Origin of the sequence: Hymenobacter sp. DG25B, assembly GCF_000801315.1 — a bacterium.
Lineage (GTDB): Bacteria > Bacteroidota > Bacteroidia > Cytophagales > Hymenobacteraceae > Hymenobacter.
Genome location: NZ_CP010054.1, coordinates 3202489 through 3223209 on the forward strand (window position 1 = coordinate 3202489; position 20721 = coordinate 3223209).

Here is a 20721-nt window from a genome sequence, read left to right on the forward strand (position 1 = left end):
TTGCTGAAAATAGATCTGGCCGCTAGGCCTTTAAAACAACACCGAAACCTGCATGCGGCCGGTGTGCACCGGGCTCAGACCATTGGGCTTGCGGCCATCGTAGCTGAGCGTCAGGTTGAGGCCGTTGCTCAGGCGCTGCTCGGCGTTCAGGTTCCAGGTGAGGTTGTTGCCAGGGCGCAGCGCATTCAGGATTTCCAGGCCTACTACGGAGGATATTTCACCCTCAAAACCTACCCGCACCAGGCGCGTGGCCGCCGTTACGGTGCGTTTTCCTACCTGGCTTAGGCGAGTCTCGATGCCCAACTCATCAAACACCCCGCGCGCGTCCGGGTCGGGCCCGTCGGCCAGGGTATTCTGCTTGGTGGTGTGCAAATAGGTACCGGTAAAGCGGAGCGTGTTGCTGGGCTGATAGCTCAACTCGGGCGCAAATTCATACAGCAGCAGCCGGTAGTTGCGCGCACTCAGATAATCAGAAGCCGTTTCCCGGATGCTGCGGGCCGTAACCACCCGCGCGGTGAACGACTGCGCCAGCGTGCGGCGCAGCAGCAGGCTTTGGCTGGCCAGGTTGCGAATATCCGTCCCCTGCGCCAGCAGTACCTTTTGCTGGGTTTGCTGCACCGTAAACTCGGCGCCAAAAATAGGATTGGATCGGTTAAAGTACAGCGTGTTGCGCAGCAGCTTGTTCAAACTTAGCAACGACAGCGCTTCGGTCTGCAGGGCAAACGGATTCAGGCGCGAGCTCAGGCTTTTATCCGTGGTTTTGCGGTCCAGCGTGACGGAGGTGAGGGCCGAGAAACGGGCCGCAAAGCTCCGTAAACCCGACTGCTCCCGCCAGCTGGCCGGGGCTGTGGTGTTCAGGCGGTAGCTGAAGCGGTTAGTGAAGGCCAGCAGGTAATCATCCGTCGGCAAAAACACCTTGATGTGCGTGCGGTACTGCGCATCGGGCGTCTGGGCTTCAAAGAACTCCTCTTTGTCTTCCCGGCCATTGTTGTTGGCGTCGCCGCCGTAGAAGTGCGTGCCCTGGCCGTTGGGCACGGGCAGAAAGGAATAGTCACGCTTCAGCTCCCGGCCCGAGGCTACACTGTAGCTCAACTCGGAGCGCAGCACATTCTGCAGTAGGCTGGCGTTCCAGTCCAGCTTGCCCAGCACGGTGCGCTGGCGGGCGGAGTCGCGGGAGGCCAGGTCGCGGTAGGTGGCCAGCAGGCTCAGGTCCTGTTTTTTGCCCAGGCGCGTGGTGAGGCTGCCCTGCCAGGTTTGGGCGCGGCCCCGCTCCTGCAGGTGGGTTTGCTCCGGGTTAGGCGTCTGGTCGCGGCGGTAGCTGTAGTCCAGCCGGAAGCGGGTACGGGCGCTGTCCTGGCTTTGCAGAAAGAGGTTGTGCTCATCGAAGTAGTTGGCCGAGGTCAACGAGTCGCCGGAAGGCAGGGCCACGCGGTTTTTATCGAATCGGTAGGCGTAGCCCGGCACCAGGGCGCCGTGCGTGTAGCGGGCCTGCGCCTCTCCCCTGGCCCAGCTGGAGCGCCTCCGGCCTACATCCGAGCTCAGCACAAACAAGGCGGTGCGCAGCTCTACGTCGCCTACCTCGCGGGCCACATCCAGCCAGTGCTGCACGCCGTTTACCTCGCCGGCGCGGTAGCGCCGGCTTAGGCGGTAGGTAAACTGGTTGTCGGTATCCTTCACGGCCCCGGCCGAGAAATTAAAGATGTTGTCTTCGCGGGGCGGGCGCTGCGTGCCGTTGCCGCGCACGGTGCTGGTGGTGCTCCAGTTGCGGTCAAACTCAATATCCCGGTACCGGTCAATCGGAGCAAACAGCTTGCTGGTGTACTCATAGTCCATAGTGCTGCGGAACTTATAGTTCTGCAGCACCGGCAGGTTCAGGGGGCGGTCTACCACGGCATAGCCCACCCGGAACGCCCGGCCCTGGTCCGCCTGGGGCGAAAAGCGGTTCAGATCCAGCTGAGAGGAAGCCAGATCCACAAACACCGTGGCCGTCGAATCCACCCGGAAACTAACGCCCGCCGATATTACCTGCTTTTGCAGCGGCGTGGGCAGGCGGCGCACGGGCTGGTAGTTGCCCTGCGGCACACCATTAATGGGCGCCACATATTCAAACACTCGCCCATTGGCACTTACGGCCGTGGCGCTGAGCACATAGTCGCCGCGATTATTGCCCACGTTGGTGAAGCGCACGTTGTACACGCCGCGGGTAGAGTCCGGCGGGTAAGTGAAGATGGCGGTGCTTTGGCCGGTGATGGTATCGGTTAAAATGGTGCGGTTGTACTGCACCTGGCGCCGGTCGTACTTCGTAGAATCGCCGCCGGGCACGTCCACAATGCTCACGTTTTCGCCCACGTTGCGCAGCAGTTCCCGCTCATCGTCTTTCAGGTCCAGGTTGGGGGAATTATTGGGGTTGTCGGCTTCGCGGTAGTAGTTGGCGTGCACGCTCAGGCGGCCCAGCTGCTGGTAATGGCTCAGGTGCGTGAGCGAGCGGGCGTAGTTGAAATCAGAATACTCAAAATCGATGCGGATGCGCGAGTTGCGCGTGATAAGGTGCTTGGGCGAAAACGTTACCTCGGCCTGGTTGTAGTCGATAACATAGTCGAAATCGAAGCCGCGAGTGAGCAGTTGCCCATCCAGGTATACCCGCTCGGAGTTGGCCAGCACAATGATGAACTGCTCGCCGTTGGGTCCGCGCAGGCGGTACGGACCCTGCACGTTTTCAATGGGGGCCACTTCAATGGAGGCAAACTTACCTTTGGCCACGCCCGCCGCTACGCTGGTGGTAGCGAAGCGCCCGCGCCCCAGCACCGAGGAGGTGGTAGCCGTGGCGGGCGCAGCCTGCGCGGGAATGGTGCTGTTGCCGGAAACATCGGCGCTGCGGCCGGCCACACCCAGCGGCAGCTTGCCGAAATTGGCTTCAATGGCCGCGCCCTGAATGTTTTTGTAGAAGCGCAGGAAGTAATCGGGCTTGCTGCGCAGCACCACGTCGCCGGCCGTCAGGTTCCAGCGTGGGTGCGTCAGGGTCACATAAATCCGGTCGAACTCCTGCAGCTGCTGGGTGTTGCCTTCGGGCTGAAAAGGCACATTTTGGTCGGAAATAGCCGCCGTGAGCTGTACCTGGTCCGTGAGCTGGCCTTCCAGCTGCAAATTCAGCGAGGAATTGACAAACACGTTCTGGGTGTTGCCAAAGGATATGCCCCGGCTCAGGTTGCCGGTTTTGTTGATGCCCGGCGTGGCCAGGATCTGCTCTTTTACCGCAAAATCATCGTAGCCAAACGGCCGGCGCGGAAAGCTGATGCTATCCATGAGGCTGCGGGGGCGCTGAAACCGGGGTGCCGCCAGCCGCAGCGGCAGCACGCGGTAGCACACCAGCACGGAGTCCAGGCGCGGGCTGGGCAGCACAATATCCGGCTCGCCGGGATTCAGGGCCGGGTAGCGCGTCCGTTCCCGGATAAAGCGATACTGGTCGGTGCGGGCATTGTAAGCTACGGAGCGGCCGTTGATGCTTACCGAGGCAGGAACTACCGTGAGCGTGTCAGGCAGCTGAAACAGGGTGGTATCCTGCGCGGGCAGCAGCCGCACCCACTGGCAGCGCCGGGAGCTGGGCACGGCCTCTGCCCGTTGCTGGCCCAATGCCTTTTGCAGCGGCCCCAGCAGCAACAGCCACCAGCCCAGAAGCAGAAAGCAACGCGGAAAGCGGCGGGTCATAAGCGCGGGTTGGGTGGCAGCGGTAACAGGCCGTAGAACGCGAAGTACGGGAATATTCGTGCCCGGGAAACAGGCGGCGCCCGGGGGTCAGGTCGGGGCCAATGGCAGCTCAATATAGAATGTGGTACCGTTGCCCTCCTGGGTTTCAAACCAGATGCTGCCGCCGGCACTCTCAATACCGCGCCGGGCCACGGCCAGCCCAATACCCGAGCCCGTAACCTTGGTAGTGAAGTTGGGGACGAATATCTTTTCCTGCACAGCCAGGGGAATGCCCGCGCCATTGTCGTTGATGCAGATGCGCACTTTATCGGGAGCGGGCTGCTCCAGCAGCACTTTAATTTCCGGGCGTCGGCCTTCCGGCACGCTCTGAATGGCATTGATGAGCAGGTTATTGAAAGTGCGCACCAATAAGTTTTCGTCGGCGAAGACCAAGAATCCCGCTTCCTCTATGCCTTCCGGTAGCGTAAACTGCACTTTGCCGCCGGTGGCGCTATCCTGGTGAAGGGCTACGCAGCGCCGTAAAATGGGCACCACATCCAGGCGCTCGGGGCGCATGGCGGGCAGGTTGGTGAAGGTGCTGAAGGAGGTGGCAATGTCCGAGAGCACATCAATCTGGGTGATGAGCGTCTGGGAAATTTTACCAATCAGCTCCTCGGCGTTGGGCCGGCGCTCGGCAATGGCCTTCTGCAGAAACTGCAGGCTCAGCTTCATGGGCGTGAGTGGGTTTTTGATTTCGTGGGCTACCTGCCGGGCCATTTCGCGCCAGGCGGCTTCCTTTTCCTGCGCCGCCAGCTCCTGCTTACTTTCCTCCAGCTTCAATAGCATGCCATTGTACTCGCGCACCAGCAGGCCAATTTCATCCGAAGACTCATAGGAAAGCAACTCATTCTGCCCGGTGAGGGTGGTGTGCTTGAGTTTTTCGGTGATGAGCTTGAGCGGCGTAGTGAGGATGCGGGAGGCCACGAAAGTGAGCACTAGAAATAGGATGAACATCACCGTGAAGATGTTCAGGATGGTATCTACCAACTCAATGAGCTTGGTATCCAGCTCCTTTTCCGAGTCAAAGAACGGTATGCCCACGTAGCCGATGACCGGGCCCAGCCCCGGCTTGGTGGAGGGCATGCGCAACGGCAGGTACAAGGCGTTGAACGACAGGCTCCCGGCCTGCTCCGAAAGCAAAATCCGGGGCTGACCCCGCTCATTGAGTGCCCTGATAGCCTGCGGATTCATCAACGGACTCAGCACACCACTCTCAAATATCAGCGGCTGACTGCTAACCAGCAGCTGCCCGTGCTCATCGTAGAGGTTGAGGTCGGTTTCGGTGAGGTTCGCTACTATTTCGGCGACGTCCGTGAGCTTTTCGCGGCCGGTGGAATCGGCTAGCAGGGCGCGGTCTTTCAGGAGGTTGTCCTGCACGGCTTTGCCACGCCGCTCATAGGCATGCAGCAGGTCGTGCTTGTAGGAGGAGGTAACCTGGCTGGCAATGGCCACGCTTACCACCAGCAGCGGCACCAGAATGCCCAGGTTCAGAAACAGCTGAATCTTGGTGCTGAAGTTGGTGCGCAGCATATGCGGGTAGCGCCCCTTGGCCAGCAGATACGCCACAATGCACAGCAGCCCAAAGAAGGTATGCAGCAAAAACAGAAAGGAGAAATTGGCAAACCAACTGCGGAAGGAATACTTGGGCGTACTCACCACAATAGTTCGGTCCTGGGAGCCGGTGATGCCCAAGTGGTGCGTGCCGGCCACCGTAATGCCGTTGGTATACAGGTGGGGGTCGTTTAGGAGTTCCGGCTTCAGATTATTCCCGTAGTCGAAATCCCCTTCACTATACACCAGCCGCTTGCCCTGGTAGCCGGCGTAGCTCAGCTCCGGGCCCAGACCAGGCTGGAAGAACTTCTCATCTACCAATAACTCAGGCACCAGACTATTAGTGGTCAGCTTTTTTAGCACCAGCTCCAGCACAATAGTGGCATTGCCGGCCCCGGTGGCTACCGCTACCGGCACAAACAGCACGTACCGCCGGGAGCTGAACGTGGCTCCGTTATGAATCAGGTACAGGTTGGGCTGGTCCGTGGACATAGCACCGGCCAGCAGCCGCCACCGCTTGCGGCGGAGCGGCACCGCCAGACTATCCTCGCCAATGGGCCGGCCGGTAGGGTCAAACAGCCACACCGTGGACTCATACTTATCAAAGTAGTCCCGCAGATAGTACTTGGTTATTTTCTGGCGCACCACTTCCTGGTTATCGAAGGGGCTGGCCAGCTTAGCCTGCAGGAGCGGGTCGCTGGCCATTTCGCGGGCGCGCTCCGCCAGCAGGAACTCGCCCTGCAGGTCGTTATCAAGCAGCAGATTGCCCGCCAGCTTTTGTTTGGTTTGAATCAGCTGGCGGTCGAAGTGCTGGTAGAGTGCCAGGGCGCCCACCGTGGCGCTCAGGCCCACCATCAAAAACACAAATAAGTATAGCTGGTAGGGCACCACCGCCGAGAGCTGGCGCAGTCCCGTGAGGCGCAGGGTAAAGAAGAAAGCCAGCGTGAGCCCCAGTAAAGTCAGCGAAGGAACATCCAGAGCCAGGCCCAACAGCAGCCACACCAGCGCACTGGCGGCCAGCAGCAGCACCGCCAGTTTTTTAGTTGCCGGCCGCATAATGGCGCTAAATACCTGTGACAGCATGTAGAACACCAGCAGGTAGCTGCCCGTGTGCAGCACAATAGCCAGCAGCAGCAGCAGCTTGAAACCGGACAAATCGATGCTCTGGGTGATATCCAGCACCAGCTGGGAGTTGGTGAAGGTGCTGGCGTAGAACTCATACAAGGTCAGCAGCAGCGCATAGAAGAGCAGGATAGTGGCAGTACCCAGGCCAGCCCGCTCCCGCCAGTCGCGCAGGTGCCAGACGCGGCGCACCACGCCAAACCGACGGAATAGCCGCAGGGCGTAGGACACCACCAGCACCAGTAGCAGGGCATTAATGAGCAGGTCGCCGAGGGAGGGAGAAAGCCAGGAGGCCGCATACACCCGGGGGTTAAACAGCTCCAGCTCGATAAAGGAAAAAGGCAGCCCCCAGTACAGCAGCCCCGCCCGGAATACCAATAAGGGCAGCACCACAGCCGCCGCGCCGGCCAGCAGGCGGCGCTGCTGAAACAGCCCGCGCGCCAGCTTGCCCCAACCCGCCAGATAGAAGCCAAACCCCAGGAGCAGCAGTCCCAGCGGCACATATTTCCCCGTAATGGGGTTAGGATGCACGCTCTCCAGCGAAAACAGATAGGTACCGTCGGCGGAATAAAGCCGGGGCAGGCTGGCGCGGGCATTGGCGGTAACAATGCGTAGGTCCAGCCCGCGGAACAAGGCCCGCTCAGCGCCCTCACGCAGATAGCGGTTGCTGATGCCGTAGCGCCGCTCCAGCGGGATATAGGTAAGAATGCTGTATGCCCCGGCTTGCCGGCGCAGCACCAGATACCGCCCAAACTTCACATCCAAAAGCTTTTCGTGGAAGCTCTGACTGATGTTGTCCGGGTCGGGCCGGGTGGTATGATCGGACCAATATAGCAGCTGCGTACCCCGATAAATAAAGGTGGGGTAGGTGGTACTGCGCAGTAGAGAGGTGAAGGTAACGGCCCCGTGCTGCACTTCCGCCGCTATATTTTCGGCATCTGCCTGCGCCGTGCGCTCGGCCTCGTGCAGCACAGCCTGCAGCTGCCCCGCTTCGGCCCGCAGCAGCACATCAGACGCCAGCCCGTAATGGTTACCCAGATAGGCGCCCAAAAAGCATAGGGCTGCCAGCAGCAGCAAAACCAGCGGAGAATGACGAGGTAGCTTCAAGTATAAATAGCTAAGCAGCCGGAGCTGAACGGGCAGATAGCAGGGGTTGCTAACAAAAATGCCGCCATTCGGCGGCATTTCCTAGTATTTTGGGTTGGGGGCGGGCAGTTGCGCCGCCGTAGGATTGTAACGAATGCCCCCAAACAAGTAGAGCATCAGGGTGCGGGCGTAGCGGAATAACAGCGGCGTAAGGGCCAGCATTGTTATGGAAACCGCGGCCACATACACCCAAACCGGCGGATCGTGGGCCAAGAAATATAACAGCAGCCCCACCATGACCACCACACCCACGGAGAGGCCGTAGCTGATGTACATGGCGCCCCAGTAAAAGCCCACTTCCGGCTCATAGTGCTGCCCGCAAACAGGGCACTTCGCGGGCATCTCATCAAACTTACTCAGGTTGTAAGCCGGATGCAGAAACAAAGGCCCCTGATGGCAACGAGGGCATTTTTGCGCCAGGATAGCCAGCAAAACAGAGCGGGAGCCGGCGGCCATTAGTGCAGCGCCTGCTTTTTCTTCTGCGAGTTGCGGTACCAGAAAAAGCCCACTGTGCCAATCAGCACATAGGGGATGGTCATCAGATACAGGATGCCCTTGTTCAGGCCGGTGGTATCGTAGCCGGATTTCTCCGTGCGCGAGGCTTCCACCTGTGTTTTGCACATGGTGCATTGTGCCTGCGCGCTAAGCGGCAGCAGACTCAGCCCGCAGCTCAGCAGCAAGGCCAGTATTCCCCAAGCAAGTACCTTTTTCATATCTTCTTAAACACCCGCACACGGGCAAAGTTTCCTGCAGCTAGGCTTTGCTTCAGGTATAATACGGGGCAATCATGAAATACACAATGACGCCCGTAACCGACACGTACAGCCACACCGGGAAGGTCCAGCGGGCAATGCGGCGGTGCTTCTGAAACTGCTCCGTGAGGGCAAAGTATAGCGTGAACAGCACCAACCCCACCGTTACAATAGCCAGCAAAATGTGGGAGAGCAGCAATACAAAATATACCGTCCGCACCAGGCCTTCTCCTCCAAACTTGGTGGAAGGCACCTGGGAGTGGTAAATCACATACGACACCAGAAACAGTGAGGAGAGCAGAAAAGCCGTGCCCATCATGGCCCGGTGCTGCGCCACCTGCTTGTTGCGGATGAAGTAAAAGCCAATGAGCAGGCACAATGCCGTCAGCGAATTCAGCACGGCATTTACGGCGGGCAGGAATTTCACTTGGGCTCCGGGGATGCGGAAAGCTTCGGGGAAGTAGTAGAGCACAGCTACTACCAGCGGCACCGCGGCCGCCAGGATGCCCAGAATGAGTTTGTATTTGGTATGCTGCCCGGGGTTAGCGGCGAGGTTGGTCGTGGTCATACATGTACAGCAATACGCTGATTTCAGTAATGAGGCGCTCTATATCCCGCGGTTTGGTACCATCATAGATGCCCCGCACGTGCTGGTCGCGGTCTACCAAAAATACCAGCTGGCTATGCACCAGCCCGGGGGCTATGCCTGAGGGACGAGGCAGGCGAAATTCCTTCTCCGCCAGCTGATAGATATCAGACTGGTTACCGGTGAGGAAAAACCATTTGCCGGCTATAGCACCCATCTGCTCGGCATAGCGCTCCAGTACAACCACTGAGTCCTGCTGAGGGTTTACCGTAAAGGAGGCCAGGCGTACGCGGGGCTCATGGCGGTACTTTTCCTGCACGCGCTGCAACTGCGCATTCACCTGGGGGCAGGCACCCGGGCAGGTGGTATAAAAGAAGCTGGCCAGATAGAGGCCATTTTTCGCCAGCTCCTGCCCGCTTACCATGCGGCCTGTTTGAGCCCGCAGCCGGAAGTTGGCTATGGGGTGAAAAACAGTATCGCGCTGCCACTTCTCCCCTACCCGCACAGAATCGATGCGGTCGGGTAAGTAAGTTGGCAGCGCGTAACGGTTGGTACCGAAGGTTTTGAGAAACAAAAACGCCAGTACCGGAACGAGCAGTAGCAGGCCCAACAGGAGTACTTGTTTGGGCCGCATTGACTAGCGGTTGAAGATCACCTCGCCGATGTAGGAGCCTTCGGTTACCAAGGCAACCAGCAACCAAACCAGCAGCGCCATCGGAATCAGGATAGTCCAGATCAGGCCTTTGGTTTCATGCTTCAGGTGCATGAACTCGCCTACAATGAAGAAGGCTTTCAGAATAGTCATCACAATGAAGATGCTGTTCTTGAGCGTTGCCATGGTGTGTGGCAGAGCAAAAGCAATAGCAAATTCGAGTGTGGTGATGCCCACGATCCACGCCAGAGCAATAAAGATGGGGCGCGTGTTGGGCTTGGCGTGATGTGCTTCTACCGAGGGGTCGAAATTTTGAGCAGATTGAGCCATAGGGGCTGTGATATGGTGAAATAGTGAGTGGTGATTTGTATTAAACAGTAAGCCTCAGGCTATTGAGCTCACCATTTCACAAACTCATCCTTTCACAAATCAAATGAGATAGAAGAAAGTGAAGACGAATACCCACACCAGATCCACAAAGTGCCAGTACAGGCCAATCTTCTCCACCATTTCGTAGTGACCACGCTTGTGGAAGGTGCCGTTGGTGGTGGCAATAAAGCACCAGATCAGAAGGCAAACGCCCGAGAATACGTGGAAACCGTGGAAGCCGGTGATAAAGAAGAACAGGTCAGCAAAAAGTACCGGGCCGTATTCATTCTGCGTGAGGGAAGCACCAAAAATCGTGCTGCCGTCTACCATCTTCAGGCCATGCTCGCTGCCGGTGATGAAGTGATGCCACTCCCACGCCTGGCAGCTGATGAACATGCTACCAAACAGGATAGTCCACAACAGCCACTTCTGCACATCGTTCTTGTCCATGCGGTGGCCGGCTTCTACGGCCAGTACCATCGTTACCGACGAGAAAATCAGGATCATGGTCATCAGGGCCACGAAGGCCAGCGGGATGTCCATGCCGTGCAGGCCGGGGAAAGAATTAAATACCTTTTCCGGAATGGGCCAATAGGCCGTAGAGAAGGAAAAATCCTTCGGCGCGCCAACGTAAGCCAGGTGGCGCTGGCGCATCAGACCATACGTGGTCAGGAAAGCCGCGAACGTGAAAGCATCCGTCAGCAGGAAGAACCACATCATCAGCTTGCCATAGCTAGCCTTGAATGGTTCGTTGCCTCCGTCCCAGGAACCGCTGCGGGGCTCAGGCAGGGCAGCAGCCGGAATGGTCTGTGTCGTGGTTGTGGTGGACATTGCGTGCGTGGTAAGTCGAAATCAGTGGTTCAAAAGTAGGAACAAATACAGGTACAACCAAAGCCCCCCCAGGAAGTGCCAAAAGATGGTTACATTCCCAATGGAGAGCATCTGGCGCGAATGCACCTGATAGTTAAAGGCTTTACGCAATACTTTGAGCAGAAAAATCAGGCCGAACAGCAGGTGAAAAGCGTGTACGCCCATCAGCACATACAAGAAAGAGCCCGATGGATTAGCATCAACGCCGCCAAAGTGAATCTTGTTACGTACCAGCTCACCCCACACGTTGTACTGCCCGGCCACAAATACCAGGCCCAGGGCTATGGTCAGCAGCAGCCCCAGCTTTACACTCTTCAGGTTGTCTTTTTTGGCTGAAAAGTAAGCCCACTGTACCGTAGCGCTGCTCAGCAGAATAATCAGGGTATTGGTGAGCAGGCTGGCGGGCAGGGCAAACTCCAGCCAGTTGCCTTCATCCCGGCGCACAATATAGGCACTGGTGTACGCCGCAAAAATCATGGTGCTACTGACCATCATCAGCCACAGCAACAGACGCAGCGGGTGCATACCGGTGCCGGGTTCTTTATCGGTGAGGGGTTCAACAGAAGAATACATATGCTTTTTCAGTTACTGGATTAAGAGTAGGTGAGCCTTTTGCGCTTTTATAACACGAGCTTCTCTCCCACTATTACAACCTGCTTTACTACATTTTGATTTTATCCATTACCAAGGCTATCTGCACAATGGGCAGATACAGGAATGAGCCGAACATGATGCGCATGGCCGCTTTTTTACTCACGGTGCGCATCAGGTAAAAAGTCTGCATCAGGAACAGCACGCCGCAGATAGCCGCCACCATAGGGTAGGTGGTATTGGTCATGCCAAAGTAAAACGGCAGCAAACTCAGCGGAATCAGGACTAGGGTATAAGTCATGATTTGCATGGCCGTGCGCAGGTCTTTAGCTCCCGGGGTGGGTAGCATTTTAAAGCCGGCTTTCTTATAGTCATCATCCAGCACCCAGGCAATGGCCCAGAAGTGCGGAAACTGCCACATAAACTGAATGGCAAACAGAATCCAGCCTTCGGCGCTCAGCACTCCGGTAGCCGCTACCCAGCCAATGAGCGGGGGCATTCCGCCAGGTATGGCGCCAACGGCCACGCAAATGGGCGAAATGGTCTTTAGGGGAGTGTAGATGAAGCCATACAGAATCAGCGAAACCAGCGAAAGGGCCGCCGCCAGTGGGTTGAAGAAATAGGTCAGGATACCCAGCCCGATAATGCCCATCACGGCCACAAAAGCCCAGGCTTCCGTTATCGACAGCACGCCTTGCGGCAGCGGGCGCTTGGCGGTGCGCTTCATCAGCTTATCGAGGTCTTTCTCGAAAATCTGATTGATGGTATTGGCGGCGCCCGTTACGGCCAGCCCGCCTAGCATCACCAGCAACGCCCGGCTCCAGTCCAGCTCCTTTGCTCCCAGCAGGTAGCCAATGGCGCTGGAGAAGGCCACGGTTAGCGAGAGACGGAACTTAAGCAGCTGAAAGAATGCCCTGACTTTAGTCATCAAAAGGAATAACAGAGAAAACGGGAAAACTCCCGCCCGAACGGGCCGCAAAGTTACGCAACAACGCGCGGAATAGTGGCCTGCCCCATCAATTTCGTTGCCCGCCGGTATATTACCAGCGCCAGAAACTGGACGCCAAACAATACGGTAGCTAGTGTGAGGTGCACCGGCTGCACCGAGGCGGGAAATGCCCAGTATGCCAGCACAATACCGGCCACAATTTCCGCCAGCAGCACGCTTACCACAGTTATGGCAGCGCGCTGCAGGGGCCGCGAAGGCACAGCGTACAGCCGAAACGCCACATACACGTTCAACAGCAGCAATACCGCCGAGAAGGTGCGGTGAAAGCGGAAGGCCCCGCCCAGCTGCTCCACCCAGTTTTCCCGGCCGAGGTACTGCGCGGCAAAGGCTACAATGTCTATCTGCTCGCGCACCTGCGTGCCCAGTACTATCTGGCCAAAGGTGAGCAAAATAGTCAGCCAGAGCCAGCCCGTGAGGCCTTGCGCCATGGCCACTGGCGTCGTGTTGGTTTCCTGCTGCGCACGGTTCACAGCGTAAATCAGCATGGCCACAATCAACAGCGCCAGCCCCATATGAATGGTCACCATAATGGGCAGCAGGTTGGTGGAAACCACCAATGAGCCCAGCCAGCCCTGAACGCCGGTCAGCAGAAAGCTACCCAGCGCCAGCCAGAAAACCACCCGGTCCCGGCGCCAGTATGGCAAGGCAAACAATACGGTTAGGAACACCAGTACGCCAATCAGAGCGCCTAATAGCCGGTTTACATATTCAATCCAGGTTTTGGTGGGATTGAAGTCGGTTTCCAGGTACTGCGTGGGGTGGGCAAAGATGTCGCTGGCTACCTGCCGGAATCCCAGCCGCTCCAGCGTGGCCGCCAGTTTTTTGTTTTTGGCCACCCGTTGCGCTGTGTATACTTCTTTGTAGTTGGCGGGCAGTTGACTAATGTGCGTAGGCGGCACCCAGGAGCCAAAGCATTTGGGCCAGTCAGGGCAGCCCATGCCAGAACCGGTACTACGCACTATCCCTCCTACCAGAATCAGCAGGTACACGGCCACCACCGTAAGGATACCAACCACCCGAAAGCGGCGGCTATAGGCAGGTGTATTCATAAGAAAAACACTGTTTGGGCCGATGTGACCCAGCTACTTAAACTAAACCACTCGGCAGGAGAAAAAGACGTCTACGCTGGGGCAAAAGTCCATAAAAAAACGGGCCGCCGTAAGTACAGCGGCCCGTTTCTAGGCAATCAGGCCACGAGGCCGTTATTCCATTTCACGCTCGTAAGGCAGGTTGGACGACTGCGTCTGCGAGTATGGGATGTTCTGCGGGATGAAGTCCTCAGCAGCACCGGGCTTGCTATAGTCATAGGGCCAGCGGTATACGGCGGGGATAGCACCAGGCCAGTTGCCGTGGCCGGGCTGAATAGGAGCCGTCCATTCCAGCGTCGTCGAGTTCCACGGATTCTGCGTAGCACGACGGCCACGGAAGATGCTGTAGAAGAAGTTGAAGAGGAAGATGAACTGCGCAAAGAAGGCCAGAATAGCCGCAATAGAGATAAAGCGGTTCAGGTCGGCAAACTGCGAGAACATGTCAAAGCCAGTCCAAGCGTAGTAACGACGGGGGAAGCCGGCAATACCTACGTAGTGCATGGGCAGGAACACCAGATACACGCCCAGGAAAGTAAGCCAGAAGTGCACATAGCCCAGTTTCTCGTCCATCATGCGGCCGAACATCTTGGGGAACCAGTGGTACACACCAGCAAACAGACCGAAGAAGGCCGAGCTACCCATTACCAGGTGGAAGTGAGCTACCACGAAGTAGGTGTTGTGCATCTGAATATCCAGCGCGGCGTTACCGAGTACGATACCCGTCAGACCACCCGAGATAAACAACGACACGAAGCCAATGGAGAACAGCATGGCCGAGGTGAAGCGAATGTTACCGCGCCACAACGTAGCCAGCCAGTTAAAGGTCTTCACGGCCGAAGGCACCGCAATAATCAGCGTCAGGAACATGAAGACCGAGCCAAGGAACGGGTTCATGCCGGTTACGAACATGTGGTGAGCCCACACTACGAACGACAGCAACGAAATGCCCAGCAGCGAGCCAATCATAGCGCGGTAGCCGAAAATAGGCTTACGGGCGTTGGTGGCCAGAATTTCGGATACCATACCCATAGCGGGCATAATAACGATGTATACTTCGGGGTGACCAAGGAACCAGAACAAGTGCTGGAACAGAACAGGTGAACCGCCTACGTTATGCAGCGCCTGACCAGCAATGTAGATGTCAGACAGGAAGAAGGACGTACCGAAAGAACGGTCGAAGATCAGCAACAGAGCGGCCGACAGCAGAACCGGGAACGAAAGTAGACCCAGGATAGCCGTCAGGAAGAAGGCCCAGATGGTCAGCGGCAGCTTGCTCATGCTCATGCCGCGGGTACGCAGGTTGATAACCGTGGTAATGTAGTTCACACCACCCAGCAGCTGTGAGGCAATAAACAGCGCCATGGAAACCAGCCAGAGCGTCTGGCCCAGGCCCGAGCCGGGAATGGCCTGGGGCAGCGCCGACAGCGGCGGATAGATTGTCCAGCCAGCCGAAGCAGGACCGGTTTCAATGAACAGCGAGATGAACATGATAACGCTGGATACAAAGAAGAACCAGTACGAAAGCATGTTCATGAAGCCCGAAGCCATGTCGCGGGCACCAATCTGCAGCGGAATCAGGAAGTTGGAGAACGTACCCGACAAACCGGCCGTCAGCACGAAGAACACCATGATAGTGCCATGCATGGTTACCAGTGCCAGATAGAATTCCGGGTTCAGCTTACCGGCTTCAATCCACTTACCCAGGAAAGGCGAGAGCCATTCGAAGGTAGCTTCCGGCCAGCCGAGTTGCAGACGGAACAGGCTGGAGAGCGTGCCCCCCAGAATAGCCCAGAAAATACCGGTAATGAGGAACTGCTTGGCAATGACTTTGTGGTCAGTGCTGAAGACATATTTCTCCAGAAAGCTTTGCTCATGATGCTCGTCATGATGCAGGTGCTCGTCGTGTTCGGTGTGCGTCTCGGTTGCCCCGATGCCACCTTGCACTTGCGCTTGGGTAGGAAGATTAGCAGCCATAAAAGAGCGTGCGATTAAGAAGTTACAGCGAAGCCTTGGCGGCAGGAACTACGACAGCGGCCGCCGGGGCAGCTACTGGTTCAACCAGGTTGCCAGCCTTCTGTTTAAAGGTAGCCAGTAAATCCGGGTTCTGAGAAGAGAAGGACTGTTGTTTAGCAAACCACGCAACGTAGTCATCTGGTTCATCTACCACAATAGCCAGTTTCATGGCGAAGTGGCCACGGCCGCAAATCTGATTGCAGGCCAACTCGTAGTTGAAAGCCGGGTTGCCCAACTGCGCACGCATCTCATCCGTGGTTTTGGTAGGCGTAAACCAGAACTTGGTTGGCATACCAGGTACGGCATACATCTGCACGCGGAAGTGCGGCATATAAACAGCGTGCAGCACGTCGCGGGAGCGGATTTTCAGCAATACCGGGTGGCCCTTGGGCACGTGAATCTCACCGGCCACAAAGTCATCCAGACTGGCCTGATCATTCAGGTCAAAGCCAAATTCGTTGGTGGCGTCAATCAAGCGGTAGTTTACCACGCCCAGTTTCTGGTCGCGGCCCGGGTAGCGCACCAGCCAGTTAAACTGCTTGCCCATGATTTCCAGCACTACGGCATCTTTGGGAGCCGGGCCCGTGATTTTAGACCACTCTTTCCAGCCAGCGAAAACCAGACCGGCCATTACGATGGCGGGAATCAGCGTCCAGATAATTTCAATCTTGTTGTTGTGCGGGAAAAAGAAAGCGCGGCGGCCTTCTTTGTGCTGGTACTTGTAGGAGTACACAAACAGCGCAACCTGCGTAATCACGAACACGATGCCCAGAATGATCATCGTAGTCCAGAACATGCGCTCGGTGGCGTGGCCGTGAACTGAGGCAATGGGTGGGTTCATCTTATCAAAGCTGTCGATGAACGACCAGGCAAAGGCCGCCCCACCCAGGACCATGAAAAGAATCATCAGAATACCATTCACGCGGTTGCTCATGCCCACATCGCGCACAAAGCTTCCCGAGAAAATAGAGGTCAGGATCTGGAGGCGGAACAGCAGGCCGAACACGACCAACAGCAACACCAGTACCAGCAGAATACCAAGAACTGTCATGGTTTAAGGAGTTAGAAGCTAACAACTGGGAGGCAGAAGCCGGTGTAAACCGTTGGCTTCCAGCTCCCAGCTGCTAAAAATTAGGTGGTATGGTGTACGCTTTCGTCCAGGAACGGGTGGTGTACCGGAACCAGCGAAGCTTGTGACAAACGCTTGGTAAATAACATCAGGAAGGCACCCAGGAAAATCAGGGCCACGCCAATCTCGATGATGAATCCACTATCCCCCTTCATGGTTGCCGGCATAAACATCAGATAGAAGTCTGACCAGTGACCGATGATAACGGCAATGCAGACAATTTTCAGCATGATCATCTGACGCTTGGCATCCCTGGTCATTAGAACAAGGAAGGGGAAAGCAAAGTTTATCAGCAGGTTGAAGAAGAAAATCCAGGTATACTGGCCGTTGAAGCCACCCAGGCGCTGGTTGTAGTAAACGGCTTCTTCAGGAAGGTTAGCGTACCAGATCAACATAAACTGGGAGAACCATACATAGGTCCAGAAGATGCTGAAGCCGAAGATGAACTTGCCCAGGTCGTGCAGGTGGCTGGCGTTCAGGAAACGCAGGTAGCCGGCCTGCTTCAGGTAGATAGCCGTGAGCGTAGTAGCGGCAATACCCGTAACCCACCAGGAAGCAAATACATACCAGCCGAACATGGTGCTGAACCAGTGTACGTCCACGGACATCACCCAGTCCCAAGCCGACATCGACGAGGAAACGGCATACAGCACCAGGAACAGGGCCGATACATTGATGCTCTTATGAAAGTACTCCGTGCCGCCATTGAGGTCCTCTGCTAAAGACAGCTTGCGCAGCTGCTGGGAGAAAAACCACCAGATGCCCAGGTAAACCAGCATGCGGATTACATAGAAAGGCATGTTCAGGAACCCACTCTTGCCAGCAATAATAGCATCGTAGTGCTCCGACTTGGGGTCCATGATGCCTTCGTGCGTCCAGTGGAACAGGTCATGACGACCCAGGAAGAACACTACTACCATAATAATAGCACCGGGAAGAATCCAGGCGCTCATGGCCTCGTTGATGCGCTTAATCAATACTGACCAGCCAGCATACGACACGTATTGCAGGGCCACGAAGAACGTACCAATGGCGGATACCCCTACAAAGAATACGTTGCTATGCCAAATACTTACAATTAGGCGCTTCAGCCAGATGGGAGAACCCTCGGCCTGGGCGTGCCCGGCTCCGTGCGCGGCAGCACCAGCAGCTTCGTGATGCGCCCCTATACCCATGGCAGACAGAATCAGACCAATAGCCAGCAGAAGCACGCCGGCAACTAAGATCAGGAGGAACTTTCTATTCGTGCGCGGCGACACCTCCAGGTATTCAGCCGTGGCGCTTTCGTAATGCGTCAGAGTTGCCATAGTGGATTAGTTAGCCTTGCCGTTAGTTGCAGTATCACCCTGACCAGGCGTTTCGGAAGCTTTACGCGAGCCAGCCTGAGTCATATTCTCGTTCATATCGCCGGAGTTCATGGGTGAGTCGGCCGTAGGAACGTCAGCGGTAGCGCTACCAGCTTTCACCATGTCCGCCAGTCCATCGGGGCCTTTACCTTGCTGCAGTACGCGGACGTACATGGCAATTTTCCAGCGCTCCTCGGGGTTTACCTGCGAGCCATGTGGCATCATGCGGCCTTTGCCCCACTCAATTACATGGTACACGTGGCCTTCGTTCATGGTCTTATAAGCGCCGGTCGAGTAGCTCGGCACCCCCTTGAACTTCTGCCCTACCAGACCCTGGCCGTCGCCCTGCTCCCCGTGGCAATGCTGGCAGTTTCGCAGGTACAATACCTTGCCTTCCTCCAGATTTGCTTTGGTATAAGCGTAAGGGTTCTTCAGCGTCTTCTCAGCAATAGACACGCTGTCTTTGCCGATGTGGTCGTAGTAGTTCAGCTTGCCCCGGGGAACAGTGCCCACCACGGGGGTGCGCTCGTTAATGCCCATTGGGTTTACCGTGTTGGCATTAACCTGACGGAGCGGGTCGTACGGAATGGACTCGTACATCTGCGGCGCATACTCGATGCCCGGATCATCGGCCCGATTACAGGCGGTGGAGGCCACCGCGGCGAACAGCAATGCCGACGCCTGCAGAGTTAGTTTCAGCGAATGCGTCATTAGAACTTAGACATTTCTTTTTCGTTCACTTCCGAAGCACCGTTGGCACGCAGCAGCTGGGTCAGGTGGCCCAGATCCGTACCCTCTTTCAGCTCAATAGCCATTACAAACTTGTCATCGGTAGAGCGCACATCCAGTACCGGAGTTTTCCAGCGGGGATACAGCTTACTGATGGCATAGAAGGTGATTACCATGCCGTGGCAGCAGAAGAACACCGTCAGTTCAAAGGCAACCGGGATAAAGGCCGGCAGCGCAATGTGCGGCTTGCCACCAATAATCATCGGCCAGTCTACCCCAAGGGTGTAAATCTGAAGCCAGAGAGCAAAGGCCAGGCCCGTCATGCCGTAGAAGAATGCGGCAATGGGAAGGCGTGAACGTTCGATGCCCATGGCATCATCGATGCCGTGAATCGGGAACGGAGTGAAAACTTCGTAGATCTTAACGCCCGCTGCGCGGACGTTTTCAACGGCGTGCAGCAGCACGTCTTCGTCGTCGAAGATACCGAGGGCGAAGCGCTTAGTCATGCTTATCGTAGTTTACAGGAGCCGAAGCCGGAACCCCGTGGGTGGCGGGTTGATGAGCAGCGTGGTGCGGGTCATGACCGGTGTAGGTCGGGCCGTTATCCACGGTGTATTTCAGGACTGCTTTCACTTCCGCCATGTTAATCACGGGGAAGAACTTGGCGAAGAGCAGGAACAGGGTGAAGAACAAACCCAGCGTACCTACATAGATACCGATATCGATGATAGTCGGCGAGAACATAGCCCAGCTTGAAGGCAGGTAGTCGCGGTGCAGGGAGGTTACGATAATTACGAAACGCTCGAACCACATACCGATGTTCACGATGATGGACAGGATGAACGTGGCGGGGATGCTGTAACGCACCCGACGAATCCATACCAGCTGCGGCGTAATTACGTTGCAGGTCATCATGGCCGCATAAGCCCACCAGTAAGGACCGGTAGCGCGGTTGATGAAGGCGTACTGCTCAAACTCTACCTGCGAGTACCAAGCAATGAAGAACTCCGTGATATAAGCAACACCTACAATAGAGCCCGTAATCATCATGATTTTGTTCATGAGGGCAATATGCTCCAGCGTAATGTAGTCTTCCAGCTTAAATACTACCCGCGTGATTAGCATCAGCGTGAGTACCATAGCGAAGCCGGAGAAGATAGCACCAGCAACGAAGTAAGGCGGGAAGATGGTGGTGTGCCAGCCCGGTACTACCGAGGTAGCAAAGTCCATGGATACAATGGTGTGTACCGACAGTACCAGCGGCGTAGAAACACCGGCCAGAATCAGGGACACCGTCTCGTAGCGCGACCAGTGCTTGGCCGAGCCTTTCCAGCCCATGCTCAGCAGTGAGTAAGCTACTTTGGCAATCGGGCCTTTAGCACGGTCACGGATGGTAGCGAAGTCCGGCACCAGACCCGTGTACCAGAATACCAGGGATACCGTGAAGTAGGTCGAAATAGCGAATACGTCCCACAGCAGCGGCGAATTGAAGTTCACCCACAGCGAGCCAAACGTGTTTTGCAGGGGGAATACCCAGTAAGCCAGCCACGGACGGCCCATGTGCAGTACCGGGAACATGGCGGCGCAGATTACGGCAAAGATGGTCATTGCCTCAGCTGCCCGGTTAATGGAGGTACGCCACTTCTGACGGAACAGCAGCAGTACAGCCGAAATCAGCGTACCGGCGTGGCCGATACCTACCCACCACACGAAGTTGGTGATGTCCCAGGCCCAGCCAATGGTTTTGTTCAGCCCCCACTCCCCGATACCGTACCACAAAGTGCGATACACGGAGTAGAAGAAAATGCCGAGGAAAAAGAGGGCAACGCTCAGGGCCGCCATCCACCGAATATTCGGCTTGGCTTCTACCTGGCGGCACACGTCCTGGGTGACGTCGTGGTACGATTTCCCCCCGGTTACGAGCGGCTCCCGTACAGGCGATACGTGCTGCATAGTTTTGGACTTAAATTGGTAATGGGGAAAACACTGGTGCTGATGTACTACTGCTTCCCAAGGAGCTCATT

At 56.6% G+C, this 20721-nt stretch carries 17 protein-coding genes; all 17 read right to left on the reverse strand.

The features are described from left to right. Nucleotides 1-30: 30 nt before the first annotated feature. Complete coding sequence (locus PK28_RS13785; protein ID WP_044514770.1) at nucleotides 31-3705, reverse strand: DUF8818 domain-containing protein; 3675 nt, start codon at nucleotides 3703-3705, stop codon at nucleotides 31-33. Nucleotides 3706-3792: 87 nt separating this feature from the next. Next, the gene (locus PK28_RS13790) at nucleotides 3793-7524 is read right to left on the reverse strand and encodes a sensor histidine kinase (protein WP_197070419.1); all 3732 of its coding nucleotides are present in this window, start codon (nucleotides 7522-7524) and stop codon (nucleotides 3793-3795) included. 81 nt (nucleotides 7525-7605) lie between these two features. Then, nucleotides 7606-7947 (reverse strand): DUF983 domain-containing protein, encoded by a 342-nt coding sequence (locus PK28_RS13795; RefSeq protein WP_231576164.1) that lies wholly within the window; start codon nucleotides 7945-7947, stop codon nucleotides 7606-7608. Between the two features lie 71 nt (nucleotides 7948-8018). Beyond that, a complete protein-coding gene (locus PK28_RS13800) occupies nucleotides 8019-8276 on the reverse strand; it encodes a CAMCR motif-containing small membrane protein (protein ID WP_044514775.1) in 258 nt (85 codons plus the stop codon). Between the two features lie 52 nt (nucleotides 8277-8328). Further along, on the reverse strand, nucleotides 8329-8883 hold the full coding sequence (locus PK28_RS13805) for a DUF420 domain-containing protein (protein ID WP_044514781.1): 555 nt from the start codon (nucleotides 8881-8883) through the stop codon (nucleotides 8329-8331). Further along, the gene (locus tag PK28_RS13810) at nucleotides 8858-9535 is read right to left on the reverse strand and encodes an SCO family protein (protein ID WP_044514782.1); all 678 of its coding nucleotides are present in this window, start codon (nucleotides 9533-9535) and stop codon (nucleotides 8858-8860) included. Before PK28_RS13810 ends, PK28_RS13805 begins: the two co-directional genes overlap by 26 nt. Nucleotides 9536-9538: 3 nt before the next feature. Then, entirely contained in the window at nucleotides 9539-9883 is a 345-nt protein-coding gene (locus PK28_RS13815; protein WP_044514784.1) for a cytochrome C oxidase subunit IV family protein, read from the reverse strand. 99 nt (nucleotides 9884-9982) lie between these two features. Next, nucleotides 9983-10753 carry a cytochrome c oxidase subunit 3 gene (locus tag PK28_RS13820; protein ID WP_044514786.1) on the reverse strand — a complete coding sequence of 257 codons (771 nt, stop codon included), beginning with the start codon at nucleotides 10751-10753 and terminating at the stop codon, nucleotides 9983-9985. A gap of 21 nt (nucleotides 10754-10774) precedes the next feature. Further along, on the reverse strand, nucleotides 10775-11365 hold the full coding sequence (locus PK28_RS13825) for a cytochrome c oxidase subunit 3 (RefSeq protein WP_044514787.1): 591 nt from the start codon (nucleotides 11363-11365) through the stop codon (nucleotides 10775-10777). Nucleotides 11366-11453: 88 nt separating this feature from the next. Continuing rightward, nucleotides 11454-12311, reverse strand: coding sequence for a heme o synthase (cyoE, locus tag PK28_RS13830; protein ID WP_044514789.1), 858 nt, complete (start codon nucleotides 12309-12311; stop codon nucleotides 11454-11456). Between the two features lie 53 nt (nucleotides 12312-12364). After that, nucleotides 12365-13441, reverse strand: a complete 1077-nt coding sequence (locus PK28_RS13835; protein WP_044514791.1) for a COX15/CtaA family protein — start codon at nucleotides 13439-13441, stop codon at nucleotides 12365-12367. A 153-nt stretch (nucleotides 13442-13594) separates the two neighbouring features. Continuing rightward, on the reverse strand, nucleotides 13595-15454 hold the full coding sequence (locus PK28_RS13840; protein WP_231576165.1) for a cytochrome c oxidase subunit I: 1860 nt from the start codon (nucleotides 15452-15454) through the stop codon (nucleotides 13595-13597). 22 nt (nucleotides 15455-15476) lie between these two features. Then, nucleotides 15477-16544, reverse strand: a complete 1068-nt coding sequence (locus tag PK28_RS13845; RefSeq protein WP_044514792.1) for a cytochrome c oxidase subunit II — start codon at nucleotides 16542-16544, stop codon at nucleotides 15477-15479. An 80-nt stretch (nucleotides 16545-16624) separates the two neighbouring features. Continuing rightward, nucleotides 16625-17929, reverse strand: a complete 1305-nt coding sequence (locus PK28_RS13850) for a hypothetical protein (RefSeq protein ID WP_044514795.1) — start codon at nucleotides 17927-17929, stop codon at nucleotides 16625-16627. A 6-nt stretch (nucleotides 17930-17935) separates the two neighbouring features. Further along, nucleotides 17936-18679, reverse strand: coding sequence for a c-type cytochrome (locus tag PK28_RS13855; RefSeq protein WP_044514798.1), 744 nt, complete (start codon nucleotides 18677-18679; stop codon nucleotides 17936-17938). Continuing rightward, nucleotides 18679-19203, reverse strand: a complete 525-nt coding sequence (locus PK28_RS13860; RefSeq protein ID WP_044514800.1) for a DUF3341 domain-containing protein — start codon at nucleotides 19201-19203, stop codon at nucleotides 18679-18681. The genes PK28_RS13855 and PK28_RS13860 overlap by 1 nt, the downstream gene beginning before the upstream one ends. After that, nucleotides 19196-20650 (reverse strand): NrfD/PsrC family molybdoenzyme membrane anchor subunit, encoded by a 1455-nt coding sequence (gene nrfD / locus PK28_RS13865; protein WP_231576166.1) that lies wholly within the window; start codon nucleotides 20648-20650, stop codon nucleotides 19196-19198. The genes PK28_RS13860 and nrfD overlap by 8 nt, the downstream gene beginning before the upstream one ends. Nucleotides 20651-20721: the final 71 nt, after the last annotated feature.